This window comes from Mesorhizobium sp. M1006, assembly GCF_040318825.1.
Taxonomy (GTDB): domain Bacteria; phylum Pseudomonadota; class Alphaproteobacteria; order Rhizobiales; family Rhizobiaceae; genus Mesorhizobium.
Genome location: NZ_JAMYMZ010000033.1, coordinates 1 through 25,238, shown reverse-complemented (window position 1 = coordinate 25,238; position 25,238 = coordinate 1). Strand labels below are relative to the sequence as shown.

At 62.2% G+C, this 25,238-nt stretch carries 20 protein-coding genes, 1 tRNA gene and 1 pseudogene; 8 read left to right on the top strand and 14 right to left on the bottom strand.

Annotated elements, in window-relative coordinates; all coding sequences use genetic code 11:
- Positions 1–50: 50 nt before the first annotated feature.
- Positions 51–803, bottom strand: a complete 753-nt coding sequence (locus NKH60_RS24820; protein WP_352616693.1) for an SDR family NAD(P)-dependent oxidoreductase — start codon at positions 801–803, stop codon at positions 51–53.
- Positions 804–940: 137 nt separating this feature from the next.
- Between NKH60_RS24820 and NKH60_RS24815 the strand changes: the two genes are divergently transcribed.
- Complete coding sequence (locus NKH60_RS24815) at positions 941–1,849, top strand: LysR family transcriptional regulator (RefSeq protein WP_352616690.1); 909 nt, start codon at positions 941–943, stop codon at positions 1,847–1,849.
- Positions 1,850–1,910: 61 nt separating this feature from the next.
- On the opposite strand, the gene NKH60_RS24810 is transcribed toward NKH60_RS24815, so the two are convergent.
- Together NKH60_RS24810 and NKH60_RS24805 are read right to left on the bottom strand one after the other, a co-directional pair.
- Positions 1,911–1,987: transfer RNA gene (locus NKH60_RS24810), tRNA-His, on the bottom strand.
- Positions 1,988–2,326: 339 nt separating this feature from the next.
- Positions 2,327–2,785 (bottom strand): phasin, encoded by a 459-nt coding sequence (locus NKH60_RS24805; protein WP_254819298.1) that lies wholly within the window; start codon positions 2,783–2,785, stop codon positions 2,327–2,329.
- Between the two features lie 253 nt (positions 2,786–3,038).
- Here NKH60_RS24805 and NKH60_RS24800 point away from each other — a divergent pair, with 253 nt between their 5' ends.
- Positions 3,039–6,785, top strand: a complete 3,747-nt coding sequence (locus tag NKH60_RS24800) for a PAS domain S-box protein (RefSeq protein ID WP_352873668.1) — start codon at positions 3,039–3,041, stop codon at positions 6,783–6,785.
- Positions 6,786–7,066: 281 nt separating this feature from the next.
- Here NKH60_RS24800 and NKH60_RS24795 read toward each other — a convergent pair whose 3' ends face one another.
- The gene (locus tag NKH60_RS24795; RefSeq protein ID WP_352616684.1) at positions 7,067–9,025 is read right to left on the bottom strand and encodes an acetoacetate--CoA ligase; all 1,959 of its coding nucleotides are present in this window, start codon (positions 9,023–9,025) and stop codon (positions 7,067–7,069) included.
- 182 nt (positions 9,026–9,207) lie between these two features.
- Here NKH60_RS24795 and NKH60_RS24790 point away from each other — a divergent pair, with 182 nt between their 5' ends.
- Complete coding sequence (locus tag NKH60_RS24790; protein WP_352472706.1) at positions 9,208–11,058, top strand: AsmA family protein; 1,851 nt, start codon at positions 9,208–9,210, stop codon at positions 11,056–11,058.
- Positions 11,059–11,070: 12 nt separating this feature from the next.
- On the opposite strand, the gene NKH60_RS24785 is transcribed toward NKH60_RS24790, so the two are convergent.
- From NKH60_RS24785 to NKH60_RS24750, 8 genes and pseudogenes are all read right to left on the bottom strand, one after another.
- Positions 11,071–11,889, bottom strand: coding sequence for an ABC transporter permease (locus tag NKH60_RS24785; RefSeq protein WP_023677454.1), 819 nt, complete (start codon positions 11,887–11,889; stop codon positions 11,071–11,073).
- Positions 11,886–12,854, bottom strand: a complete 969-nt coding sequence (locus NKH60_RS24780; protein WP_352450936.1) for an ABC transporter permease subunit — start codon at positions 12,852–12,854, stop codon at positions 11,886–11,888. The genes NKH60_RS24785 and NKH60_RS24780 overlap by 4 nt, the downstream gene beginning before the upstream one ends.
- Positions 12,855–12,863: 9 nt before the next feature.
- On the bottom strand, positions 12,864–14,003 hold the full coding sequence (locus tag NKH60_RS24775) for an ABC transporter ATP-binding protein (protein ID WP_023677452.1): 1,140 nt from the start codon (positions 14,001–14,003) through the stop codon (positions 12,864–12,866).
- A gap of 73 nt (positions 14,004–14,076) precedes the next feature.
- Positions 14,077–15,174 carry a polyamine ABC transporter substrate-binding protein gene (locus tag NKH60_RS24770; protein ID WP_352472707.1) on the bottom strand — a complete coding sequence of 366 codons (1,098 nt, stop codon included), beginning with the start codon at positions 15,172–15,174 and terminating at the stop codon, positions 14,077–14,079.
- 352 nt (positions 15,175–15,526) lie between these two features.
- Positions 15,527–16,480 (bottom strand): DMT family transporter, encoded by a 954-nt coding sequence (locus tag NKH60_RS24765; protein WP_352472708.1) that lies wholly within the window; start codon positions 16,478–16,480, stop codon positions 15,527–15,529.
- A gap of 182 nt (positions 16,481–16,662) precedes the next feature.
- A pseudogene (locus NKH60_RS24760) lies at positions 16,663–17,334 on the bottom strand (DUF2167 domain-containing protein); the annotation flags it as partial.
- Between the two features lie 15 nt (positions 17,335–17,349).
- The gene (locus tag NKH60_RS24755; protein ID WP_352873664.1) at positions 17,350–17,505 is read right to left on the bottom strand and encodes a hypothetical protein; all 156 of its coding nucleotides are present in this window, start codon (positions 17,503–17,505) and stop codon (positions 17,350–17,352) included.
- Positions 17,506–17,758: 253 nt separating this feature from the next.
- Positions 17,759–19,210 (bottom strand): helix-turn-helix domain-containing protein, encoded by a 1,452-nt coding sequence (locus tag NKH60_RS24750; RefSeq protein ID WP_352472710.1) that lies wholly within the window; start codon positions 19,208–19,210, stop codon positions 17,759–17,761.
- Between the two features lie 238 nt (positions 19,211–19,448).
- On the opposite strand from NKH60_RS24750, the gene aceA reads away from it, so the two are divergent.
- Both aceA and NKH60_RS24740 read left to right on the top strand, forming a co-directional pair.
- A complete protein-coding gene (aceA, locus tag NKH60_RS24745; RefSeq protein ID WP_352616673.1) occupies positions 19,449–20,738 on the top strand; it encodes an isocitrate lyase in 1,290 nt (429 codons plus the stop codon).
- A 78-nt stretch (positions 20,739–20,816) separates the two neighbouring features.
- The gene (locus NKH60_RS24740; protein WP_023719402.1) at positions 20,817–21,059 is read left to right on the top strand and encodes an SMc00767 family acetate metabolism repressor; all 243 of its coding nucleotides are present in this window, start codon (positions 20,817–20,819) and stop codon (positions 21,057–21,059) included.
- A gap of 65 nt (positions 21,060–21,124) precedes the next feature.
- Here NKH60_RS24740 and NKH60_RS24735 read toward each other — a convergent pair whose 3' ends face one another.
- Positions 21,125–21,592 carry a RidA family protein gene (locus NKH60_RS24735; RefSeq protein ID WP_352616670.1) on the bottom strand — a complete coding sequence of 156 codons (468 nt, stop codon included), beginning with the start codon at positions 21,590–21,592 and terminating at the stop codon, positions 21,125–21,127.
- 425 nt (positions 21,593–22,017) lie between these two features.
- Here NKH60_RS24735 and NKH60_RS24730 point away from each other — a divergent pair, with 425 nt between their 5' ends.
- Complete coding sequence (locus NKH60_RS24730) at positions 22,018–22,407, top strand: ANTAR domain-containing protein (RefSeq protein WP_352616668.1); 390 nt, start codon at positions 22,018–22,020, stop codon at positions 22,405–22,407.
- A 32-nt stretch (positions 22,408–22,439) separates the two neighbouring features.
- Here the strand turns inward: NKH60_RS24730 and NKH60_RS24725 are convergent, their stop codons facing one another.
- Positions 22,440–23,156: an HAD family hydrolase gene (locus tag NKH60_RS24725; RefSeq protein WP_352616665.1), complete on the bottom strand. Its 717-nt coding sequence runs from the start codon at positions 23,154–23,156 to the stop codon at positions 22,440–22,442.
- Positions 23,157–23,325: 169 nt separating this feature from the next.
- Between NKH60_RS24725 and NKH60_RS24720 the strand changes: the two genes are divergently transcribed.
- Together NKH60_RS24720 and NKH60_RS24715 are read left to right on the top strand one after the other, a co-directional pair.
- Positions 23,326–24,759: a glutamine synthetase family protein gene (locus NKH60_RS24720; RefSeq protein ID WP_023677442.1), complete on the top strand. Its 1,434-nt coding sequence runs from the start codon at positions 23,326–23,328 to the stop codon at positions 24,757–24,759.
- Between the two features lie 34 nt (positions 24,760–24,793).
- The gene (locus NKH60_RS24715; RefSeq protein ID WP_352616662.1) at positions 24,794–25,162 is read left to right on the top strand and encodes a four helix bundle protein; all 369 of its coding nucleotides are present in this window, start codon (positions 24,794–24,796) and stop codon (positions 25,160–25,162) included.
- The last annotated feature ends 76 nt before the right edge of the window (positions 25,163–25,238 follow it).

Genomic DNA, 25,238 nt, shown 5'->3' with positions numbered 1-25,238 from the left:
GGGATTGGGTGCGGGTGAGCTCCCGCGGCGCGCCGGCCCTATTGGGGGGCTCACTGGGCGGTGTAGCCGCCATCGACCAGAAGCAAGGCCCCGGTGATGAAGCTGGACGCCGGCGAGGCAAGAAAGGCGATGGCCTCGGCAACTTCTTGCGGCTGGCCGATCCGGCCGATTGGATGCGCGCCGCCGAAGCTGCGCAGCATCTCCCGGCCATTCTCCACCACGCCTTCCATGATGTCGGTTTCGATCACGCCAGGGGCAACGGCGTTGCAGCGAATGCCCATGCGCCCGTATTCGATCGCGATCACCTTGGTCAGCTGTGCGACAGCCGCCTTGGACGAGGCATAGGCCGCCTGCGTCTCGAAGGCCGCAACCGCCGAGATCGACGAGACATTGACGATCGCGCCGCCACCGCCGGCGGCCATCAGTTCCACAGCGGCACGGGCAGTGACGAAGCTGCCGCGCGCGTTGATCTGCAGAATGCGGTCATAGTCGTCGACCGAGGTCTCAGTCAGTCGTTTGTTGAGCGTGCGACCGGCGTTGTTCACGACGATATCCAGTCGTCCGAAGCGCTTCGCGGCGAGTTCGACCGAGCGTCTGGCCAGGTCCTCGTCGGCGACATCGCCGACCAGCGTTGCCACATCCTCGGCTTCCAATTCGCGTACGCTGTCGCTGAGATCGCTTGCCACGATCCGGGCCCCGCGCGCACGCAGCAGCTCCGCCGTGCAACGACCGATTCCGCGTGCCGCGCCGGTCACGAGAGCGACCTTTCCATCCAGGTTCCAGGAGGAAGGCAGTGATGTCATGGGGTATCTCCTTGGTCAGCCGGCATCGACCTGGATCGGGGGATCAAGCCTTTCTTGCCGTTGCGACAGAGATAGAGCCATGGCATTGTCGCGATAAGCCGCCCGCCGTTAATCTCTATGGTAAGTTTGGCTAACCAATGGACATCGATCTCAATGCAATTGCCGTCTTCGTCACCGTGGCCGAGGAACGCAATTTTCGCGCTGCGGCAGACCGGTTGGGCGTGACGCGCTCAGCGGTCAGCCAGAGCATCCTCAGGCTTGAACAGCGCCTTGGCATCGCATTGCTGCAGCGCACGACACGCAGCGTCAACCTGACCGAAGCGGGCGAGCGCCTGCTGGCGAGCGTCGCACCGGCGATCGCCGACGTGAACGCGGCAATCGAAGCCACCACGGAGTTGCTGGACCGCCCGCGCGGCCGCCTGCGGATCGCGGTTTCGTCTATCGCAGAGGCCTTTCTGTCAGGACCATTGCTGGCGTCCTTTGCAGAAAGATTTCCCGAGGTGCATCTGGATATTGTGGTCACCGACGAGGAATTCGACATCGTTGCCGAAGGCTATGATGCGGGAGTGAGGCTCGGCGAAGTGATCGAGCAGGACATGATTGCCGTGCCGGTATCGGGCGATCAGCGACAGATGGCCGTCTGCGCCCCGCGCTATCTCGAAAAGTTCGGAGCACCCGCCCATCCGCGCGAGCTTGTGGCACGTCGATGCATCGGCTGGCGGCCGGCGCCGGGAGTTTCGCCCTATCGCTGGGAGTTCGGCGAGGACGGGCGCGAGTTCGACGTGGCAGTCGCGCCCGAGATCACGACCAACGACATGTGGCTGATGATCCGGCTGGCCGTTGCGGGCGCCGGGATCACGTTCGGCATGGCCGATACATTCCGCCCCTGGCTCGACCGCGGCGAGCTCGTGCCAATCCTCGACGGCTATCTTCCGCCGTTTGCGGGTTTCTATCTCTATTTCCCAAGCCGACGAAATATCGCGCCGAAGCTGAGAGCCCTCGTGGATCACCTGCGCGGCGCGCGTCAGGCGCGGGACCGCGGGTGAGCGCTACGGGATCGTAGTGAACGCTCGGCGCTATTGGTCAGAAACCTGGCTGAAAGCTGAATGGTACCGTTGGCTGGGATCGAACCAGCGACCTCCGGATCCACAATCCGGCGCTCTAACCATCTGAGCTACAACGGCACGTTTGCCTGAGCGGGATCGAGATGAAACGTTCGGGACCCGCTCTGTCGTTCGGCGATGCGTCCATACGGGCTATCGGAGTTTAATTCAAGGCTTTTGGCAAGGCAAAAGCTCGCTCCGGCATCGAGTCATTTTCCGCCGGACAAAAGAAAAGGCCGGCGGGAGGAGGTGCCGGCCTTTTCCTGTTACGAGCCAGCGGGAGGAGGTGCTGGCTGGTCACCCCGGTGAGCAGAGGGAGGAGGTTCCACCCGCCGGGTATTCACTTGAACCACTATATCGCACATCTATTTGTCTGACGAAATGCGACCTTTTGATGCATCGTCAAACTGTGCGCAAATATTAGGCGATCTTGATTTCTTTCACGGCCTTCTCGAAGGCGGTCTTGATCGGCTTGGATACGTCCTCGGCCGCCTTGGCAGCAACCGCCTGGAAGTCCTTAGCCTGCTCGACGGTCATTTCGACGCGCTTGCGCAGGAAAGCGGTCTGCAACTCGACGACTTCCGACAGCGACTTGGCGCCGATCAGCGCTTCGAAATGCGAGAAGCCGGCTTCGGCATTGGCGCGCAGGGCGGCGATGGTCTTGAGCGACAGGTCGCTGGAAACGGACTTGGCGGTCTCGTAGGTCGACTCCAGAGCCTTCTGGGTCTCCTCGGCGCCGGTCTTCAGCTTGGCGTAGGCCTCTTTCGACTGCTCGACGCCCTTTTCGGCGAAGGCACGGATCTGGTCGGTGGCCTTCGAAGCGTCGAAGCTCGGGAATTCTACGTTTTCGATCGTTTCAGCGGTCTTGGTCCTGGACATTTTCCATCCTTTTCAGCGGCAGCGGCTTTGACAAAATGCCGTCTCGTTCATCTATCATGGCAATATAAAGGCAAATTTTGTGCATTGCAACATGTTTGTTGCATCGCACCATAAAATATTTGGTTCGCGGCGTTAACCACGCGCCTAGAGATTCCGCTGGTTGCACGCTATGACTTGTGGACCTTCGCGCCGTCGGCTTTTATTAACAAAGCGTTAACCGCAAATTGCCCGCTCTGTGAGGGTCGCCAAGCGCATGCCGGCTGAAAACTACTCCTTCCTTGACGTCGCCGTGCTCGACGCCGTCCGCCTGCGCTTCGCCGCAGGCGACGCGATCGCCATTCTGTCGGCAGATCTCGAGCAGGTGATCTGGGCCAACGGGCCCGGCGCGGCGGTATTCGGCTATCCGGACATCGGCGCTATCATCGGCGCCTCGGCAGGGTTGCCGCTGATCGCCCGGCGCCAGATCATGGCAACCAGCGGTTTTCCGCAGATCGGCCGCGACCGTGCCATCATGGTCCGGCTGGCGACCGGCCTGACCAGCCGCGCGGTCGGCTTCCTGGCCAGCGCAGTGACCATGCCCGATGGCGAGGAAGCCATCATGCTGGCCTTGCCGGCGGCGCAGACCGGCTCGCGCAGCGCGGCCGAGATCGCCGACCGCGCCATCGGTGGCTTTACGGAAGACGGCCACTACATCGCCTTTGTCGATGCCAAGGGCAATATCGCCGCCGCATCGGACGGCTTTTCGGCGCTCGGCATCCGGCCTGAGACGCTGGCCGCGCTTGTCGCCGACGTGGCGAACGAGAGCGACCGCATCGTCAAGCGCCTGGTTCCGGGTGGGTCCAGCTCCTATCCCGCGGGCCTTGCCCGGCTGACGGAAGAGCGGCACCTGCTGGTGGTGATCGACGAGGACCGGCTTGACGGCGAGGCTCCCGATGGCGAACGCGCCGGCGGGGAAACCGAGGCGGCAGCGGCACCGAGCGGTGGCGATCTTCCCCAGCCAACGGACCAGGACAACGAGCAGCCGATCGCCAGCAGCGGCGCGGCGGAGATCGACCTTGCAGCGATGGAAGGCACCTCAGCATCGGCGGAGCACGAACCTGCCGACGCGGCCGACGATCACCGCACGGTTGGCGAAACGCCGACGCAGCATGACCATTGGTACTTCAATGCCGGCGACGACACGCAGGTCCCGCCCGGGGCAGCTGCGTCCGGCGAAGTCGAGACCAGCCCGGACGCTTCGCAGGCCAGCCCGGATACTTCGCCGGAAAGCGCCGCAAAAGCCACCAAAGCCGCCTCGCCGGCCGAACACCGCGCTTCGGCGATCGATCGCACCGCCGCGCCCATGCGTTTCGTCTGGCGTACCGACGCGGAGGGCCATTTCAGCGCCCTGTCGCCGGAATTTGCCGAACTCGTCGGCAAGCCTGCCGCCGACGTGATCGGCCGCCGCTTCGAGGATGTTTCGGCCGCCTATGGCCTCGATGCTTCTGGCGAGATCGCCGGCCTGCTCGAACGGCGCGACACCTGGTCCGGCCGCTCCGTGCTGTGGCCGGTCGCCGGCACCGATCTGAAGATACCCGTCGATCTGGCGGCGCTCCCGGTTTACAGCCGCAGCCGCGTTTTCGAAGGTTTTCGCGGTTTCGGCGTGGCCAGGAGCGGCGATGCGGTGGTCGATCCGGATGCCGTCGGCATGGCCCTTGTCGCTGAGGAGAAACCTGCCGCGACCATCGGGCCGAAAGCCGTCGAACCTCTCCCCGAGACACCTAAACCCGCCGATCCGTTCAGGGGCGAAGTGCCGGCATTGACCATCGTGCCAAAACCCGAGCGGCGTTTTGCCGACAAGGTGATCCGGCTGGCCGAGCACCGGCAGCCGGCCAACGACAAGGGCCTGTCGACGCTGGAACGCAGCGCGTTTCGCGAGATTGGCGAGCGTCTCAAGAAGGACAGCACCCCGGCCGAAGAACAGCCCAGCGCCGGAAAGCAGAAGCCGGTTGAGAAAGTCGAGGCAGCCGGCAAGGCCGACGAGCCAAAGCTGAAAGAAGCCGGCCCGACGGACAAGGGTGAGATGCCGGAACCAGGTCCGGAAAGCGAGGCGGCTGCCGCCGAACCGCCCGAGGCCGATACCGAAGACCAGAAGGACCTCGCCCGACTTGACGGCGAGCAGCCGGATGAGGCGGTAGCAGAGGCGCAAGCCGGCGAACCCGTCACACGCCCTGTTTCCGGATCGCTGCTCGACTATGCCGACCGCGAACCCAGAGATGAGGCGCAGGAAGGCGTTGAGCCCAGCACGAACCGTCGAACGATCGTCGCCGAAGCGCCGCGGGATGGCGACGACGACAGCATGACGGCCGAAGACTTCCGTGACGCCGAGGACAGCGAGGATTGGTCCGAGGACAGCGCAGCCGCAGCCGACGCTGCCGGCCATGTGCCGCCCGTCGAGCGGCCGCAGGCACCACCGCTCAAACTCGACGGCTTCGTGCCGTCGGCGTTTGCCGGAGAGGACAACACGGGGCCGGATACCTCGATCCTCGGCAAGCTGCCAGTGCCGGTGCTTATCCATTCCGGCGACCAGCTGCATTACGCGAACGACGAATTCCTCAGATTGACCGGCTATGCGACGCTCAATGCCCTGGACGAGGCTGGCGGGCTCGGCGCGCTGTTTGCCGACCCTTATGCCGACGACGGCAGTTCGGACGGCGGCGACCGCGCTCTGCGGCTGAAAACGCGCGAAGGTCAGGAGTTTCCGATCGATGCGATTTTACGCTCCGTGCCCTGGGGAAACGGCAAGGCGCTGATGCTGGTCGTACGTCGTTCCGGCGACGACGAGGCAGCAGCCATTCCACATGGCGCCGCCGAAGACCAAACGCAGCCGGATGTTTCCGAGCTCAAGGCACGTATTGCCGAAATGCGCACTATCATCGACACCGCCACCGACGGCGTCGTGCTGATCGGCCGCAACGGAACGATCCGTTCAATTAGCCGTCCGGCGGAAGCGCTGTTCGGCTTCGACAGCGACGAGGTGACCGGCAAACCGTTCGTCTCGCTGTTTGCGATCGAAAGCCAGCGCGCGGCGCGTGACTATCTCGAGGGGTTGTCGGAGCCCGGCGTTGCAAGCGTGATGAACGATGGCCGCGAGGTGATCGGGCGCGAGGCGCAGGGGCGTTTCATTCCGCTGTTCATGACTATCGGCAGGCTGCCCAACGACAGCGGCTTCTGTGCGGTGGTGCGCGATATCACCCAGTGGAAGCGGGCCGAAGAGGACTTGACCCAGGCGCGCGCAGTCGCCGAACGCGCTTCGTCGCAGAAGACCGATTTTCTGGCCCGCATTAGCCACGAGATCCGCACGCCGCTCAACGCCATAATCGGCTTTTCCGAGCTAATGGTCGACGAGAAATTCGGGCCGGTGGCCAATGACCGTTATCGCGACTATCTGCGCGACATCAACCGTTCGGGCAACCACGTTCTCGACCTGGTCAACGACCTGCTCGACATTTCGAAAATCGAGGCCGGCCAGCAGGAGATGGCCTATGAGGCGGTGTCGCTTAACGACACGCTGGCCGAAACCGTGGCGATGATGCAGCCGCAAGCCAACCGGGAACGCGTCATCATCCGCTCCAGCTTCGCCTCGCGGCTGCCGGAAGTGGTGGCCGATCTGCGCAGCGTGCGGCAGATCGCGCTCAACATCCTGTCGAATGCCGTCCGCTACACGCAGGCTGGCGGCCAGGTGATCGTGTCGACGGCTTACGAGATCTCCGGCGATGTCGTCATGCGCGTGCGCGATACCGGCATCGGCATGAGCCAGTCCGAGATCGAGCAGGCGCTGAAGCCGTTCAAGCAGATCAACGCGCTGAAGCGCGGCCGTGGCGACGGCACGGGTCTTGGGCTGCCGCTGACCAAGGCGATGGTCGAAGCGAACCGGGCCCGGTTCACCATCAACTCGACGCCCGGCGAGGGAACCCTGGTCGAAGTCGCCTTTCCCTCGACCCGCGTGCTCGCCGGTTAGCTATGGTTGCGCAAGAAAAAAGGCGTCCAACAGGACGCCTTGAGAAATTGGAATTGCTGTCACAACGGGGCTTGAGCGAATCAGATCCTCTCGGGGCTAAGAGGAACGGGATTTCTCCCTCAAGTTACGCACGACTATTGATGCCGGGCCTTAACAAATCCTTACCGGCACGCCGGAAAATTTACCAATGTGTACCACTCATGAAATCTAGGTAAATTCCGAAGAGATAATTTGTTAACGATACCTGGGACCTCAAAACGGCGCCACCTTGGATCCCGGGGTCAGTCGGCAAGCTGCGGCAGGCTGCGGAACAGCTCGAGCGCTTCGGGATTGGCGAGCGCTTCCTTGTTCTTGATGGCGCGGCCGTGCACCATGTCGCGTACCGCGAGCTCGGTGATCTTGCCCGATTTGGTTCGTGGAATATCGCTGACGGCGACGATCTTGGCCGGCACATGGCGCGGGCTCGCCCCGGTGCGGATTTTCGCGCGGATGCGTTTTTCCAGCTCGGCGTCGAGCTCAACGCCGGCCGCCAGCCGCACGAACAGCACGACACGCACGTCATTGTCGAAATCCTGGCCGATGCACAGCGCTTCGAGGATTTCCGGCATCTGCTCGACCTGATTGTAGATCTCCGCCGTGCCGATCCTGACACCGCCCGGATTGAGCGTGGCGTCGGAACGGCCATGGATGATCAGGCCGCCATGGGCGGTCCATTCGGCGAAATCGCCGTGGCACCAGACATCGTCGAAACGTTCGAAATAGGCGGCTTTGTATTTCCTGCCGTCAGGGTCGTTCCAGAAGCCGATCGGCATTGCCGGAAACGCCTTGGTGCAGACGAGCTCGCCCTTCTCCTGGCGGAGCGGGCGGCCGTCATCGTCCCAGACATCGACGGCAAGGCCGAGCCCGGGCCCTTGGATCTCGCCGGTCCATACCGGTTCGATCGGCACGCCGAGCACGAAGCAGGAGACGATATCGGTGCCGCCGGAAATCGAAGCCAGATGCACGTCCTTCTTGATGCCTTCATAGACGAAGCGGAAATCTTCCGGCGATAGCGGCGAGCCGGTCGATGAGATGGTGCGCACGCTGGAAAGATCATGCGTGCGGATCGGCTTCAGGCCGGCCTTGCGCACGGAATCGATGAATTTGGCCGAGGTGCCGAAATAGGTCATCTTTTCGGCATCGGCGAAGTCGAACAGCGCATTGCCGTCCGGGTAGAACGGCGAGCCGTCGTAGAGCAGCAAGGTGGCGCCCGATGCCAGGCCCGACACCAGCCAGTTCCACATCATCCAGCCGCAGGTGGTGAAGTAGAAGAAGCGGTCGCCGTCGAGCAGGCCGGCATGCAGCCGTTCTTCCTTGACGTGCTGGATCAGCGTTCCGCCGGCCGAATGGACAATGCATTTGGGAATGCCGGTCGTGCCCGATGAAAACAGGATGTACAGCGGATGCGAAAACGGCAGCCTTTCGTAGGCGACAGGCCTTGCGGCAAAGGGTGACAGCGCCTCTTCCAGCGCAGCCGCCTTGCCGATGGTCGCGGCGACGTCGAGCGAGGTGCCGAGATAGTCGACAATGAGGACTTTGCGGACGGTGGCGAGCTTGCCCGCCACGGCCGCGATCTTGTCGGCGACTTCGATCGCCTTGCCATTGTACCAGTAGCCGTCCGGCGCGATGAACACGACAGGCTCGATCTGGCCGAACCGGTCGAGAACCCCCTGCTCGCCGAAATCTGGGGAGCAGGACGACCAGACCGCGCCGATCGAGGCGGCCGCCAGCATCGCAGCAACGGTCTCCGGCATGTTGGGCATCATCGCGGCGATGCGGTCGCCCTTCTTCACCTTGAGTGACAGGAAAAGCTGCTGCAGGCGCGAGGTCAGCGCATGCAGCTCGTTCCAGGACAGCCGCCGCTCGACCTTGTCCTCGCCGCGAAAGACGATTGCGTCGCCAAGCCCGGTTTTCTTGAGGAGATTCTCGGCGAAGTTCAGCTTCGCATCAGGGAAGAAGGTCGCGCCGGGCATCTTGTCGCCATCGACTAGCACGCGTTCGCCCTTGTCGCCGACGATGCCACAAAAGTCCCAGACCAGGCTCCAGAAGGTCTCGCGGTGATCGATCGACCAGCGATGCAGGTCGGTATAGGAGGAGAAAGCCTCGCCGGCTAAGTTCGCCGCGGCGTTCATGAAGGCGGTCATCGGCGCCGCGTCGATCTGCTCTTGCGTCGGGATCCAGAGCGGTGCGTCGTCAGCCATCATTGTTTCTCCGTAGGCTGCATCGCTTATGCATATCGCGATGCAGCAGAGCAAGATTTTGTTGGACCGCGCCGGTCAGGGTGTGCGCAAATGCCATCGCCGGGCCATAAAGACTTGAAATGCGTCAGCCGTCGGTTACACCCGTCGGGCGATTTTGTCGGAATGGAAGCATACGGGGCGATATGCCATCACCTTTGATCCGACGCGGAATATGGGCGATCGGCGCAGCCGTCATCGTCATCGCGCTGGTTGTCGCAGCCTTGCCGTTGATCGCCTCGACCCGCATCGTACGCGACCGTATCGCGTGGGAAATGAGCGCGTGGAGCGGTTTCCGGGTCACCATCGACGGCGCGCCGCGTATCGAGGTCTGGCCGAATTTCCGGGCGATCCTGAGCGACGTGACGCTGTCGCAATGGACAGAGACGGATGCGCCGCCCGTGGTCGAGGCCGAACGGGTCGAGGTCGACCTCTCAGCGATGGCGGCGCTGCGTGGCGATGTGGTGTTTTCGACGGCGCGGCTGGTACGACCGACGATCCGGGTTCAGCGTACCGCGAGCGGGTTTTTCCTGCCTGCGATTCCCAGCGGCGGGCGCATTACGCGTTCGATCGATGCTGCCCGCGCGGTGATCAACACAAATCCCGCCAAGCCGGATCTCGGCAAGCTGCCGACAGATCCGTTCGGCACAGTCGAGTTCAGGGACGGCCGCGTAGTGGCTGCCATCGGCGGCAAGGACCAGGAGATATTGAGCAGCCTGAGCGGCCAGGCGAACTGGGCCGCGATGAACAGCAATGCGACGCTGTCGGCGACCGGGATATGGCGCGGCGAAAGTGTTGCCATCGACGCCGCATCGCCGAACCCGCTCGTGCTGTTTGGTGGCGGCACAGCACCGGCCACATTTTCCTTCAAGGCGGCACCGGCCAGTTTTTCGTTCGACGGCCGCGCCAGCATGTCGGAGAACGGCTATTTCGACGGCCAGGCAAAATTCGCCGCACCTTCGCTCCGACGCGTGCTCGAATGGTCGCAGGCCGGCATCGCGCCCGGTGCCGCAATCGGCTCGATCTCGGTTTCAAGCAAGATCACGGCGACGGCCGGGCGAGTCAAATTTGAAAACACGGCACTGACCCTCGACAACAACCCGGGAATGGGTGCGCTGGACTTCACCTATGGTGAGGCACTGCCGGTGATCTCCGGCACACTTGCCTTCGATACGCTCGACCTCAGATCATTTCTCTCCGCCTTTACGCCGGTACCATCCGCCGGCGGCACCGGCCCGGGCGAAATCGATACGAGCTTCGCCGACCGGATCAATCTCGATCTCAGGCTGTCGGCGGCGCATGCCACCGCCGGCGCCATCCAGCTTGCCGACGTCGCTGCCACTGCCCAGGTCAAGAACGGCCTTGCCGTCTTCGACATCTCGGATGCATCCGCCTTTGGCGGCAACGTCCAGAGCAGCGTCCGTTTCGACCGCAAGCCCGCCGGCACGGAAGTCGAGATCCGGCTGCTTGCTTCCGATATCGACGGCGGCGCTTTCGGCACCGCGGCCGGGATGACACGGCTGGTGCCGATCGGCACTGGAACCGTTTCGGTCATCCTCAAGGGGCCTGGCAGAACCTGGGACTCGATTTTCGAAAACGCCAATGGCTCGCTGTCGGCGACGTTCGGCGCGGGTGCGCTGAGCCGGCTTAACCTGCCGGCGTTCCTCAAGCACACCGAACAGGGCGGATTCTTCGCGCTGGACGACGTCTCGGACGGAACGCTGCCGATCGACGGGGCCGAGCTCAAGGCGAGCATTTCGAACGGCGTGGCGCGCATCGACAAGGCCGAGGTGAATTCCGCGCAATACAAGATCTGGCTTTCCGGCATCGCATCCTATGCCGGACGCGGGCTGGCGCTGTCCGGCGGCATCGTCCAGCCGAGCCAGGCTGCCACGCAGACGAACGGCCAGGGACCCAATCAGTCGTCGTTCTTCGTCGGCGGCACGTGGAGCACGCCGTTCATCTCGCCGATAAGCCGCGGCGTTTCGGGAGAGTAAGCAGCAGCAGCATCAACCGCGCTGCGCGGCCTGCTCGTCGCGTTGGCGCTGCACCTCGCGGCGTTTGTTTGCGAGCGAAGCGATGATCACGCCAACTGCGACGACCGCGATCAAGATGGTGCAGGCTGCGTTGATTTCCGGCGTCACGCCAAGGCGGACCTGGCTGTAGATCTTCATCGGCAGCGTCGTGGCGCCGGGTCCCGAGGTGAAGCTGGCAATAACCAAATCGTCGAGCGACAGCGTGAAGGCCAGCATCCAGCCGGAGACGATAGCCGGCATGATGACCGGCAGCGTGATCTGGAAGAAGGTCTTCACCGGTGGCGCGCCGAGGTCCATCGCGGCCTCTTCCAGCGAACGATCAAAAGTGATCAGGCGTGACTGAACCACCACCGCAACGAAGCACATGGTTAGCGTGGTGTGGGCAAGCGTCACCGTCAGAAAGCCGCGGTCGAGGCCGACGGCGACGAAGAGCAGCAGCAGCGACAGGCCGGTGATGACTTCCGGCATGACCAGCGGCGCAAACACCATGCCGGAAAACAGCAGCCGGCCGCGAAAGCGCGTGTAGCGTGTCAAGGTGAGCGCCGCCAGCGTGCCGAGCACGGTCGCCACGCTTGCCGAGATGACGCCGACGCGGGCCGTCACCCAGGTGGCGTCCATAAGACCCCGGTTGTGGAACAGCGACACGTACCATTTCGTCGAGAAGCCACCCCAGACGGTGACCAGCTTCGATTCGTTGAAAGAGAACACAACGAGCAGGACGATCGGCAGGTAAAGAAAGGCAAAGCCGAGCACGATCGAAATGATGTTGAAGCGGCTCCAGGTCGCGTTCATTGGTCCTGCTCCTGGGTGCGCGCCTGGGCTCGCTGGAAGAGCATGATCGGCACGATCAGCAGCAGCAGCAAGATGACGGCGACGGCGGACGACACCGGCCAGTCGCGGTTGCCGAAGAACTCGTTCCACAGCGTCCTGCCGATCATCAGCGTCTGCGAGCCGCCGAGCAGATCGGGAATGACGAACTCGCCGACGGCGGGAATGAACACCAGAAGGCAGCCGGCGATGACGCCGGGCAGCGACAGCGGGAAGGTGATCTTCCAGAAGGCGCTGGTCGGCGGACAGCCGAGATCCTTGGCGGCCTCGATCAGCGAATTGTCCATCTTCTCCAAGGCCGAATAGAGCGGCAGCACCATGAACGGCAGATAGGAGTAGACGATGCCGATGAAGATCGCCGTGTAGGTGTTGAGGATGATCAGCCGATGGCTGATGATGCCGGTGGCGAGCAGCAGCTCGTTGAGCAGGCCCTCGGGCTTGAGAATGCCGATCCAGGCATAGACACGAATCAGGAACGAGGTCCAGAACGGCAGGATCACCAGCATCAGCAAGGTCGGACGGATCGTCGCCGGGGCGCGTGCCATGCCATAGGCTATGGGATAGCCGATCAGCAATGTCAGGACGGTCGAAATGGCGGCGACGATGACGCTCGTCACATAGGCGTTGAAGTAGAGCGCATCCTGCGTCAGCAAGATGTAGTTGTCGAAATTGAGGGTGCCAAACCACGCGATAACCCCGGAAATGCCGCCGCGGAAATCGAGCACCGGCGTGTAGGGAGGCATGGCGATCGCCGTCTGCGACAGCGAAATCTTGAAGACGATGATGAAAGGGACGAGAAAGAAGAACAGCAGCCAGAGGTAGGGGATGATGATGACGAGCCGGCTAACGAACGCCGCTCCCAGCCTGACCAAGGCGGATTTGCCGGCAGCGCTTGCCGGAGAGCTTGTTGCGGCGGTGACAGCGGACATGATCAGTCTCTACCGTGTCAGGACGACGCCGGCGTCGGGGCGGAAAGAAACCCAGGCGCGGTCGTTCCAGGTCAATGGGTCCTCGGTGAGGCGTGCCGCGTTCATGGTGCTCGCCCGCACCACCTGACCGTCGTCCAGCCTGACGTGATAGACGGTCATGTCGCCGAGATAGGCTATATCGTAGACCTCGCCCTCGATGGCGTTGACGGCACCGGCCGGTTTCGTGGAGGACACCTTTATCTTCTCCGGCCTGATGGCGAAGGTAACCGATGTTCCGGCGGCGGCACTGCCGGCATTTTCGGTCCGGATGGTGATGCCGTTGCCGGCATCGATGCTCGCGCTGCCGGCCTCGCCAGCCGCGATCTTGCCGTCGAACATATTCACATTGCCGACGAAGCCGGCGACGAAGCGGGAACCCGGCGCTTCGTAGACCTCGGCCGGCGTCGCCACCTGCATCACCTCGCCCTTGTCGATGATGGCGATGCGGTCGGCCATCGTCATCGCCTCTTCCTGATCATGGGTGACGACGACGAAGGTGAGGCCGAGGTTCTGCTGCAGGTCCATCAGCTCGAACTGGGTCTCCTCGCGCAGCTTCTTGTCCAGCGCGCCAAGCGGCTCGTCGAGCAGCAGGACTTTCGGCCGCTTGGCCACCGAGCGCGCGAGTGCGACGCGCTGGCGCTGGCCGCCCGACAATTGGTGCGGTTTGCGCTTGGCGAACTGCTCGAGCTTGACCAGCTTCAGCATCTCGGCGACGCGCTTGTCGATGTCGGCCTTGGCCATGCCTTCCTGCTTGAGGCCGAAGGCGATATTGTTCTCGACCGTCATGTGCGGAAACAAGGCGTAGGACTGGAACATCATGTTGACCGGCCGCCGGTAGGGCGGAATGCCGCGCAGATCCTGGCCGTCGAGCAGGATGCGGCCGGCGGTCGGCTCCTCGAAGCCCGCAAGCATCCTGAGCAGTGTCGATTTCCCGCAGCCTGAGGCCCCCAGCAAGGCAAAGAATTCGCGTTCGAAAATGGTCAGCGACAGGTTGTTGACCGCTGTGAACTCACCGAATTTCTTGGTGACGTTGTCGAACTGGATGTATGGCTTGGCGTTCGGATCGTTCCATGGCGCAAAATCCCTGCGGATGCTGCCAAGCGATTTCATGTCCCACTCCGTCCTGCTGCTTGCCCCATGAGAAAGCGGCTCCGGCAACGGCTGCCGGAGCCTGGTCAGATTGCTATTGGCCGGTGACGATCTTGGTCCAGGTGCGGGTGATGATGCGCTGGGTCTTGGGATCGTAAGGCGATACGGTGTAGAGCTTCTGCAAGGTGGCTGCATCCGGATAGATCGCCGGATCTTCCAGGATCGCCTTGTCGATGAACTGCTGCGAAGCCTTGTTGCCGTTGGCATAGAGCACATAGTTCGACGATTTGGCGATCACTTCGGGCTTCATCATGTAGTTCAGGAACTCATGCGCTTCGGCGACATGCGCTGCACCGGCCGGGATCGCCATCTGGTCGAACCACATCTGGGCACCTTCCTTCGGCACGGAGTAGCCGATCTCGACACCCTGCTTGGCTTCGTCCGCGCGGTTGCGGGCCTGGAAGACGTCACCCGACCAGCCGACCGCCAGGCAGATGTCGCCATTGGCCAGGGCGTTGATGTATTCGGAGGAGTGGAACTTGCGGATATAGGGCCGGACCTTCAGCAAGGTTTCTTCGGCCTTGGCAATCTCATCGGGCGACGTGCTGTTCGGATCGAGGCCCAGATATTTCAGTGCCGCCGGTATGATGTCGGCCGGCGAATCCAGTACATAGACGCCGCAGTCCTTCAATTTGGCCAGGCTTTCGGGATTGAAGAACACGTCCCAGCTGTCGATCTTGTCGGTGCCGAGCGCTGCCTGCACCTTCTTGATGTTGTAGCCGATGCCGACCGTACCCCACATGTAGTTGATCGAATATTCGTTGCCGGGATCATATTTGGCGGTCCGTTCCATGACCGTGTCCCACATATTTGAAATGTTCGGCAGTTTCGACTTGTCGAGCTTCTGGAACACACCCGCCTGGATCTGGCGTGCAAGGAAATTGCCGCTGGGCACGACGACATCGTAGCCGCTGCCGCCGGCGAGCAGTTTCGTTTCCAGGATCTCGTTGGAATCGAAAGTGTCGTAGACGACCTTGATGCCGGTTTCCTTGGTGAAGTCGTCGATGATCGAACTGTCGATATAGTCCGACCAGTTGAAGACGTTGACGACGCGATCCTCGGCATGCGCGCCAAAGGTAAAAACTGCCAGAAACGCCGAAGTCGCCGAAAGCCAGAGCGCTTTGCGGGTCATGCTATTCTCCTTTGATGAGTGTTCCGTCGCCAGCTCGTCGCGGCGTCCGCGCGGCTGGGCATTTGCTTCAAGGTATTGGGCTTGCAGGCAGGCGACAAGCGCGAATTGCCGGCGCCATTATGGTTCGGCGGCGAGCCGACAGCGAAGACCTGGCGTGGCGTTGGTGGTGTTCCGACGCCGTCGGAAGCTTTCGCTACGGCGCGGGCAGGGAGACGACGATATTGTCCGGCCTCAATGCGGCCGGCATGGAGACTTGGCAAGATACGCCTGTCTTGTTGTTGCCGTGATCGCAGCCTGCCCGCGCGGCTGCGACGTTGTCAATGGTTCATCTCGCTTTGACGCGCGCACTGCATCAATTAGGTGACGGCACACCGATGACGCCCGCTCGCGCGGGCCGCGTCTGGCGCTTGAACTCGAGCCCGATATGGACGAGGAGCGCGGTGACGACGACGGCACCGCCGACGATGGTCCGCGCCGACGGCACCTCGGAATGAATGAGCCAGACCCAGATCGGGCCAAGGATCGGTTCGAACGTGCCGAGCAGCGCCGCCACAGCGGCCGGAACAAGCCGGGCACCGGTGGCGAAGAAGGCGAGACCGAGTCCCAGATTGATCACGCCAAAGGCAAAGAGGAAGCCCATATCGTGGCTGGAGACGCCCAGCGCCAACGCCTGCGATGCCGCAAAGGCGGCCGCCAGCATCGTGCCGAGGCAGGTCGCCGGCGTCATGCGCACATGGGCAAAGCGGCGCGTGATGACGGTGGCGATCGAGAACATGACAGCGATGAGCAGCGCCAGCCCGTCGCCGATTGGCGACACCGCGCCATCGAGCGATTCCGACACCATGATGGCGACGCCGACAATAACGGCGGCGATCGCCACCCAGGTCGCCACCGCCACCCGTTCGCGAAACAGCGCCCAGGCAAACAGCGCCGCCAGAAGCGGCACGCCGGCCTGCATCAACAGGATGTTGGCGACGGTGGTATAGGCAAGCGCCACGACGAAAGAGGTCGACGCCGTGGCGAAGCAGAACGCCACCGCAAGGCCGGCCAGGCCCATGCCGCGAAACAGCTTCAGCGTGCCACGCCAGCCATCGCGCCAGACCATGAAGCAGAGCAGGAAGGCGGCGGCCCAGACCGAGCGCCAGAACACCACCGTCCAGCTGTCGGCGTTGTCGATGAAGCGCGCAATGCTGCCGCCGAAGCTCCACATCAACGCCGACAGGAATACCAGCAGGAAGCCGACGCGTTCGCCTTGCGGCGACACGATCGGCGAAGCGGCAACCGGAGATGATGCGGTATCGGTCATGGGTATGACTGTCGGCGAATTCGGAGCAGCACGATGTGCAATGGACGACAGAGACGTGCCTCATTCGCGTAACGCAAAGCAGAAGGCCGGGCGTGATCCAGTTCGATGTTCCGTTTGGCGCACTGATGAGGGCGCATCGCCCTCGCCCGGCGATGATCCGAGGCGACCGGTCGACGATGGCTTTACGACGTGCCCCTATTGCCGCGGATAAAGCGCCAGAGACCGGCCAGCGGAACCAGCAGGAGCAGGCCAAACTTTTTCAGCGCGATCAGCGCCACGACCAGAAAACCTGCTTTCGCCGCCAGCTTGCCGGCAATCAGGCCACCGACGCCAATCGCCGCAACAGTATCGACGCCCGGCACGAAATCAGCGTATGTCTTGCCGGTATTGAAGTCCGCGAGGCCAAGCACTTCATCCAGGCTTTGCCTTATCTCCGGCAATTGTTCCACCGTCGCGATATAGCTCATCACGAAGACGCCCTCCCTGCCAAGGAAACGGACGTCGTAGTTGAGCGTATGGGCGGCATCGTTGCCAAATTGCAGCTCCTTGGCCCAGTGCAGGCGCTTGTGGGCCGCGTCATAAACCGGCGGCGACGCCCAGCCGATCAGCGTAATGGGCGCATAGCCATCCTTTACCCTCTGATCGTTGCCGGACAGAGTGTCTGACTGCATGTTGCGCAGCAGTTCATTGTAATCGATGGACGCGGCGTCGCTGTCGTCGACGTAACCGATCTTTTCCCAGCGCAGCTCTATCCCCCAATTGTTGTCGGCAATGGGATCATGGGAGACTGGAAAGATCATGCCGAGGGCATCGGAACCAGAGTCGGGCGGATTGCCCCAGGCTTCGGTGAGGACGGAGAGCGTGTCCTTCTAGTCCAGAAAATAGAACTTGTCCTTGAGGTCGAGATGGATGCCTTCGGCAAGATTTATCGCGCCGGTCTTCGGATCGATCTTGTCCAGGAACGCCTTGCCGGCATCATTATACTGTTGATAGGACTTGAAGAAATCCGAGGACTTTTCAGCCAATGCGGGATCGGGGGAAAACGCGAGCGCCAAGCCAAGCCAAAAAACTGTCCTGCCCATCATTGATCCCCCGACCGTTGCGCAGTTCTTTTTTTTGATACCGTACCGTCAATGCTGAATCAATATTCGGCTGAATCAATATTTTGGCCGAACCAATATTTTGGCCGGCAACCGCGAACCAGCTTACTGGTTGCCGCCGCAGGAACAGATGAGGTCCTTTGGTCGAAGATTCAGCCGCAATATTGCTGGAGCCGAATCACTGGAAATCGAACGCCGACAGTCCCGTGACCATCTCGTCGAGGCCGAGCGGACGTGTAACGGGTGGCTCGGCGCGGGCGAGGCAGCCGATGCGTTCGCACAGCCGGCAGGCAGGGCCGACCGGCGTAGCCAGCGCAGCGGCGCTCTGTCCGGTCTTGCCGATGGCGGCCGGCCCCGGCAATGCCGCTCCATAGACGACCTCGTCGCGAAAACCGATGTCGCAGCCGAGCAACAGCGCCGTGCGCCGCGGGCGCTCGGCAAACGAGCCCTGCGGCCCCTCGAGCGTGCGGGCAATGCAGAGAAACGCTGCGCCATCTGGCATTTCCACTGCCTCGACCAGGATCTGGCCGGGCTGAGCGAAGGCGGCATGGACCGGCAGCTTCGGACAGCCGCCGCCGAAGCGGCTTTGCGGAAAGCCGTGGCTGCCCGCCTTGCGGAAGCGATTGCCGGCATTGTCGACCTCGAGCATGAAGAACGGCACAGCCAGCGCACCCGGCCGCTGCAGGGTGGTCAGCCGGTTGGCCGCCTGCTCGAACGAAACGCCGAAGCGCGACCGCAACATGTCGATGTCATAGCGGGCGCGGACCGCCGCCGCATGAAAAGGCTGATAGGGCATCATCAGCGCGTGCGCGGCATAGCGGCCGAGCTCGAAACGCGCCAGCCGGCGGGCTTCGTCGGTGGTCAGCTTCAGCACCTGGATCTCGGCGGCGACAGCGACGCTCATGCGGATCAGGCAGGCCTCCATCGCCACCTCGCGCAGTTGATCGAATGGCGACAGCCGCTCGGACAGGAACAGGCGCTGCGAGTGACGGTCATAGCGACGCCGCCAGTTGGGCATGGTGGCGACCGGCAGTACCTTGACGACGATGCCGAATTCACGCCGCAGCCAAGCCTTCAACGCACTGAACAGATCGTCGCCGGGATCGAGCACCGACGTGAATGCCTCGGCTTCCTCTTCGAGCGCGGCAAAATGGTTCGGCCGGCGTTCGAAAATCTCATGCACCTCGTCGATCGGCAGCCTGGCACCGGAGAGGGCGGTGGCCTTGCCCTCACGCGCGAGCAGCTCGTTGATATCCGACAATCGCTCGGCCTGCTCGCGATAGGCGCGAAACAGCTTTATGACAGCGGCGGAAGCATTTGGCGCCGCCTCGGCAAGCTCGATGAGTTCCTGGTCGCCCGGCAGTTCGCCGGCCAGCAACGGATCTGAAAACACTTCCTTCAAATCGGCGACCGACCCCCTCGCCTCGCCCTGCAATTCATGTGGGTCGACCTTGTAGACGGTTGCCAGCCTCAGGATCAGTTGCACCGTCAGCGGCCGCTGGTTGCGCTCGATGAGATTGAGATAGGACGGCGAGATGCCGAGCCCTTCGGCCATCGCCGTCTGGGTCAGCCCCTTGGCGTTGCGGATGCGACGAATGCGCGGCCCGGCAAAGATTTTGTGGTCGGCCAATCGACTGCCCTTGACAGAAATTTACATCCGCTGATGGCATGGCGGCGTTTTACAATCATGACAAATTTACAGCTCTCATCCGTCAAACACAACACAGGTTTTCTCTTATTTTCTGGCTAACCTGGAGGTTTACCTCGCTTGCGTCGTGCCGGCATGTAAATGATGTCACACATGGGGCACGCATTTTTCCTCTGCGACGCCTTCCGAAAACCGGCATCAAAACCGCCTGGAGTGACCAATGACCGACTTTTACAACCTTGTCCCGTCGGCGCCGCAAGGTCGCTTTGATGGCATCGAACGGCCCTATTGGCCGGAGGAGGTGAAGCGGCTGCGCGGCTCGGTGCAGATCCGGCAGAGCCTCGCCGAAATGGGGGCAAACCGGCTGTGGCAGCTCATCCATGAAGAAGATTTCGTCAACGCGCTGGGTGCCATGTCGGGCAACCAGGCGATGCAGCAGGTGCGGGCGGGGCTGAAAGCGATCTATCTGTCGGGATGGCAGGTCGCCGCCGATGCCAACACCGCTTCCGCCATGTACCCGGACCAGTCGCTTTATCCCGCCAATGCCGCGCCCGAGCTGGTCAAGCGCATCAACCGCACCTTACAGCGCGCCGACCAGATCGAGACTTCGGAAGGCAAGGGGCTGTCGGTCGACACCTGGTTCGCGCCGATCGTCGCCGATGCCGAAGCCGGCTTCGGCGGGCCGCTCAACGCCTTCGAGATCATGAAGGCATTCATCGAGGCGGGTGCGGCCGGTGTCCACTACGAGGACCAGCTGGCTTCGGAGAAGAAATGCGGCCATCTCGGCGGCAAGGTGCTGATCCCGACCGCCGCACACATCCGCAACCTCAACGCGGCGCGGCTTGCCGCCGACGTCATGGGCACGCCGACGCTGGTCGTGGCGCGCACCGACGCTGAAGCGGCGAAGCTCTTGACCTCCGACATCGACGAACGCGACCGACCTTTCGTCGATTATGGCGCCGGCCGCACTGCGGAGGGCTTCTACCATGTCAGCAACGGCATCGAGCCCTGCATCGCCCGCGCCGTCGCCTATGCGCCCTATGCGGACCTGATCTGGTGTGAGACTTCAAAGCCAGATCTGGCGCAGGCCAGGACGTTTGCCGAGGGTGTGCGCAAGCATCATCCAGGCAAGCTGCTTGCCTATAATTGCTCGCCGTCTTTCAACTGGAAGAAGAATCTCGACGACGCGACGATAGCGAAGTTCCAGAAGGAACTCGGCGCCATGGGCTACAAGTTCCAGTTCATTACGCTGGCCGGCTTCCACCAGCTCAATTTCGGCATGTTCGAGCTCGCTCGCGGCTACAAGGAGCGGCAGATGGCAGCCTATGCGGAACTGCAGGAGGCGGAATTCGCCGCGGAAGCCAATGGCTACACCGCCACCAAGCACCAGCGCGAGGTCGGCACCGGCTATTTCGACGCCGTCTCGATGGCGATCACCGGTGGCCGTTCTTCGACCACGGCCATGCATGGATCGACCGAGCACGCCCAATTCAGGCCGGCGGCGGAATAGCGGGACAGCAGACAAACAGAGGGAACGCCCAAGCGGGCATGGCAACACAACAGGCATGGCAACACAGGGAGAAGACCAATGGCATCGATAAGCCGCGTCAAGGAACGGGCCGAAGAGCAGGCCACCAGCATGAATGTCGACCAGCAGGCGACCATCCGCATGCTGGCGAACGATCTGCACAGGCTCAATCAGTCGGTGATGAAGGCGGTCGAGGCCGGCGTCTCGGTCGAACTGGTGCGCTCGGCACGGCACCATGGCGGCGACGGCAATTGGGGCGATCTGCTGATCCCGGTCATCGTCACGCAGCGGAGCCACGACTGATGAATTCTACCGCACCGCGCCTTTTTTGAACGCGGGCTATCGCACCTCGCAGGCAGCGGCCCTGCCTAATCCGGCAGAGCCGCTAGTGCAACGATTTCAATGACAAGATCAGGCTGCGCAAGCGCTGCAACGCCAATAACTTCCGAGGGCGGCGGGTTGTTGTAGCTGCAGTGCTTCGGGCAGTGCACCGCAAAGAATTCGTCCAAGACGTCCAGGCGAAAATTGGGAGAGCTCAGAACGCCGCCATCGGGAAACGGTCCCTTAACGAAGAAGGTCAGCCTGATGAGATGCTCGAGCGCACTGCCAAGCTCCTCCAGGTCTGATTTGATATTGGTGAGAATTGTGCGCCACTGTGCCGCTGCATCGCCAATGGCGCCGCCGCCGCTTTTGCCGATCGGATCGTAGTCCTCGGCCGTCGCGGTGTTTCCGGAAAGGTGGACAAACCCCTTCGCGCCGGTAACGACCGTACCCTTTCCCCATGGCATCAACCGGCCATTTTTGAATTTCTTGTGAGTCACGAGTTCCATTGTCATCTCCCGTCGATCAAAGAGACGTGCGTAGCCAACGAGGAAGGGTAGTCCGGCGAGGCGATGCGACAAGCTTGCGACAGACTTGCCTCGACTTCATCCAACCTTTCGTCAATCTGGCTATAGCTGCTAGTTGACGCGTTCGCGCTGCACAGCCAAACTTAGCTGAGCCTGCCCGGTTGTGGTGGCGACTTCTCCTTTCGAGCGGCGGCAAAGAAAAGCATTTAATTTTAATTTTAATATTTCTTGCGATATTCTCCTGATACGCCATTTGAGCTTGACATGAGCAGTGATCTCACGCCAATTACCTCTCGAGTTTCAACCCTGCATTGAAACATTGAACAACGGCCTGCCCCGCCATGTGCCCTGCGAATCGCGACATCGAGACTGCAAAACAGCTGCCTTTCGTCAGCCGGGACGTGGAGACGCGGATGCTCCCGGATTTCTCGCGGGTGCTGGTGGTCGGAAAATCACCGATCAACCGCATCGTGGTTTCAAAAATCGTGGAGCGGTCCGGCCTCAAACCGATCTCGGAATCTCCCGAAAGCGCGGCAAAGGCCTTGCACGCGCTGATTCCCGGGGCTGTCGTTCTCGACGGCGGTGCGGAGAATGGGGACTGCGACGCCTTGCTGTCGGGTATCGATGCACTGCGAAGGGCGTCAGGCAGATCGCTTCCGTCGGTGATCCTGCTTTCAGTCAAGACCGGCACGCCGGAGAGCCTGGGCCTGTCCAGCGTCATCGATGCAGTGGTCGTCAAGCCGATCACCACCGAACGGCTGCAGCCGGTGATCGACCGGCTGATCGCAATTAGCCGCAATTGACGCCTACCGTGATGCCTCGGCTGCCGATCTGATCAATCAATCTCGCCGATACGCTCGATCAAGCCCGGCAGTTCACCGAGATTGGCTATCTGGCGAAAGCGTGGTGCCGAGACCGGCGGCTCGACATGTTCCAGCACCCAGGTCAGATCATGCGGAACGTGGATGCCCCAACTGCCGGCTTCGATGGCCGGCACGACGTCCGATTTGAGCGAGTTGCCGACCATCATGCCCTTTTCCGGGCCGTCGCCGTGGCGGCTGAAGATGCGGCTATAGGTGGCCGCGCTCTTGTCGCTGACGATCTCGACGGCATCAAACAGCTCGCCCAGCCCGGATTGCGCGAGCTTGCGTTCCTGGTCGAACAGGTCGCCCTTGGTGATCAGCACCAGGCGGTAGGCGCCGGCCAGCTTTTCCACGGTTTCGCGCGCATGCGGAAGCGGCTCGATCGGATGGCTGAGCATCTCGCGGCCCGCGGCGAGAATTTCGGCGATAGTCGAGGCCCGCACCTGGCCGTCGGTGACGTCGATCGCCGTCTCGATCATCGACAGCGTGAACCCCTTGATGCCGAAGCCGTAGACCGCGAGGTTGCGCTTCTCGGCCTCCAGCAATCTTGCTGAAATCCGGTCCTCCTCGGCGTGATCGGCGAGCAGTGCGGCAAAGCGCTTCTCGGTCACGCGGAAGAACTGTTCGTTCTGCCACAGCGTGTCGTCGGCATCGAAGCCGATCGTTGTCAGTTTGCGGCTGTGTTGCATTCGACGTCTTCAATTGCGGCGTTGCGGGACGCCGACCCTAGACCAGGATGTTTTTATCCGGAAGTCGTTGTGTTTCCCCGGCTAGTCGAGGCGGACGCCAGCCGGCTCCCCTTCCCTTTCGTCGCCGGCAACGGCTATACTCCACAATCTGCAACAAATCTGGTGATTGATGCCGCCTGCAAAAAAGGAAGTCCGTCCGTCGAGCCGCGGAGGACGCGCCCGCACGCCTGCCTTCGTGAAAAACCAACGTGGCGTCAAGAACTGGAAGGAAGTCAGCGCCTGGCTGGAATGGCGCGGCATCGAAGATATCGAATGCATCACACCCGACCAGGCCGGGGTTGCGCGCGGCAAGATGATGCCATCGAAGAAGTTCACCTCCAACACCTCGCTGGCGCTGCCTTCGGCGGTGTTCATGACAACGATTTCCGGCGGCTATCCGGAGGACGGCAACGGCTTCCACTATCCGGAGGACGACGGCGACCTCAAGCTGATGCCTGACCTCTCGACGCTGACGGTGGTGCCGTGGGAGGAGGACCCTACTGCGGCGGTTATCTGCGACCTCGTCCATCAGGACGGCCGCTCGGTCGAGTTCACGCCGCGCAACGTGCTGAAGCGCGTGCTTGCCGCCTATGACAAGCGTGGACTGAGGCCGGTCGTGGCACCCGAGATCGAGTTCTACCTGGTGCGCAAGAACCCCGATCCGGACTATCCGCTGACCCCGCCGGTAGGTCGATCGGGGCGGCCGATCGGCGGCGGCGCCGGCTATTCGATCGCCGGGGTTAACGAATTCGACGAATTGATCGACGACATCTACCATTTCTCCGAAAGCCAGGGCCTGGAGATCGACACGCTGATCCACGAGGAGGGCGCCGGCCAGCTCGAAATCAATCTGCGTCACGGCGATCCGATCGAGCTCGCCGATCAGGTGTTCATGTTCAAGCGAACCATCCGCGAGGCGGCGCTCAAGCACGAGATCTACGCCACGTTTATGGCCAAGCCGATCCAAGGGCAGCCCGGTTCGGCCATGCATATCCATCAGTCGATCATCGACAAGAAGACCGGCAAGAACGTCTTTTCGGCGGAGGACGGCTCGGAGACCGACGCCTTCTTCCACTTCATCGGCGGCATGCAGAAACATGTGCCCAACGCGCTGGTAATGTTTGCGCCCTATGTCAATTCCTACCGGCGGCTGACGCAGTCGGCCTCGGCGCCGGTCAACAACAAATGGGGCTACGACAACCGCACCACGGCCTTCCGCGTGCCCCGCTCCGACCCGGCGGCGCGGCGCGTCGAAAACCGCATCCCCTCCTCCGACGCCAACCCCTATCTGGCGCTGGCGGCATCGCTTGCCTGCGGACTGATCGGCATGACCAACAAGATCAAGGCCGAGCCGCCGGTTCTGACGACCGCCAACGAGGACCAGATCGACCTGCCGCGCAGCCTGCTCGAAGCCGTCGACCTGTTCGAGGCAGACGAAGAACTCGGCGCGCTGCTCGGCAAGTCATTTGCCGCCACCTATGCGGCGATCAAGCGAGCGGAATTCGAAACCTTCATGGAAGTGATCAGCCCGTGGGAGAGGGAGTATTTGCTGCTGAATGTGTAGTAGGGGAGTAGGGCAGTAGGGGAGTAGGGCAAGGATGACGGACAAGATCGCATCGTACAGGGATCTGATCGTTTGGCAGCAAGCCATGGACCTAACAGTTGCAATCTACCAGGTGACAAGGACTTGGCCGAAAGACGAGATCTACGGGCTGACGGGTCAGGTGCGTCGGGCAGCAACGTCGGTGCCCGCCAACATCGCCGAGCGTTACGGCCGAGAAAGCCGAGCTTCCTACCAGCAGTTTCTCAGGATCGCCCAGGGATCACTCAAGGAACTGGAGACACACCTTTTAATCGCGCAAAGGGTTGGAATTACCTCTCGCGAGGCGGTCGAGTCATTGATGCCCCACAGCGAGAGCGTAGGAAAGCTCTTGCGGCTTCTGATCCGCAAGCTGTCGGCTGAATAGACACCTACTGCCCTACTGCCCTACTGCCCTACTCCCCTACTCCCCTACTCGACTACGAGCCTTCTCGCAAACGAGC

Excerpts from the sequence above, each read along its gene's own strand:
- NKH60_RS24730 (WP_352616668.1), top strand. The coding sequence starts at position 22,018 with ATGCTCCCGGATTTCTCGCGGGTGCTGGTGGTCGGAAAATCACCGATC.
- NKH60_RS24815 (WP_352616690.1), top strand. The coding sequence starts at position 941 with ATGGACATCGATCTCAATGCAATTGCCGTCTTCGTCACCGTGGCCGAG.
- NKH60_RS24770 (WP_352472707.1), bottom strand. The coding sequence starts at position 15,174 with ATGACCCGCAAAGCGCTCTGGCTTTCGGCGACTTCGGCGTTTCTGGCA.
- NKH60_RS24740 (WP_023719402.1), top strand. The coding sequence starts at position 20,817 with ATGGCATCGATAAGCCGCGTCAAGGAACGGGCCGAAGAGCAGGCCACC.
- NKH60_RS24725 (WP_352616665.1), bottom strand. The coding sequence starts at position 23,156 with ATGCAACACAGCCGCAAACTGACAACGATCGGCTTCGATGCCGACGAC.
- NKH60_RS24775 (WP_023677452.1), bottom strand. The coding sequence starts at position 14,003 with ATGAAATCGCTTGGCAGCATCCGCAGGGATTTTGCGCCATGGAACGAT.
- aceA (WP_352616673.1), top strand. The coding sequence starts at position 19,449 with ATGACCGACTTTTACAACCTTGTCCCGTCGGCGCCGCAAGGTCGCTTT.
- NKH60_RS24785 (WP_023677454.1), bottom strand. The coding sequence starts at position 11,889 with ATGAACGCGACCTGGAGCCGCTTCAACATCATTTCGATCGTGCTCGGC.
- NKH60_RS24720 (WP_023677442.1), top strand. The coding sequence starts at position 23,326 with ATGCCGCCTGCAAAAAAGGAAGTCCGTCCGTCGAGCCGCGGAGGACGC.
- NKH60_RS24780 (WP_352450936.1), bottom strand. The coding sequence starts at position 12,854 with ATGTCCGCTGTCACCGCCGCAACAAGCTCTCCGGCAAGCGCTGCCGGC.
- NKH60_RS24800 (WP_352873668.1), top strand. The coding sequence starts at position 3,039 with ATGCCGGCTGAAAACTACTCCTTCCTTGACGTCGCCGTGCTCGACGCC.
- NKH60_RS24765 (WP_352472708.1), bottom strand. The coding sequence starts at position 16,480 with ATGACCGATACCGCATCATCTCCGGTTGCCGCTTCGCCGATCGTGTCG.
- NKH60_RS24735 (WP_352616670.1), bottom strand. The coding sequence starts at position 21,592 with ATGACAATGGAACTCGTGACTCACAAGAAATTCAAAAATGGCCGGTTG.
- NKH60_RS24715 (WP_352616662.1), top strand. The coding sequence starts at position 24,794 with ATGACGGACAAGATCGCATCGTACAGGGATCTGATCGTTTGGCAGCAA.
- NKH60_RS24790 (WP_352472706.1), top strand. The coding sequence starts at position 9,208 with ATGCCATCACCTTTGATCCGACGCGGAATATGGGCGATCGGCGCAGCC.
- NKH60_RS24795 (WP_352616684.1), bottom strand. The coding sequence starts at position 9,025 with ATGGCTGACGACGCACCGCTCTGGATCCCGACGCAAGAGCAGATCGAC.
- NKH60_RS24820 (WP_352616693.1), bottom strand. The coding sequence starts at position 803 with ATGACATCACTGCCTTCCTCCTGGAACCTGGATGGAAAGGTCGCTCTC.
- NKH60_RS24805 (WP_254819298.1), bottom strand. The coding sequence starts at position 2,785 with ATGTCCAGGACCAAGACCGCTGAAACGATCGAAAACGTAGAATTCCCG.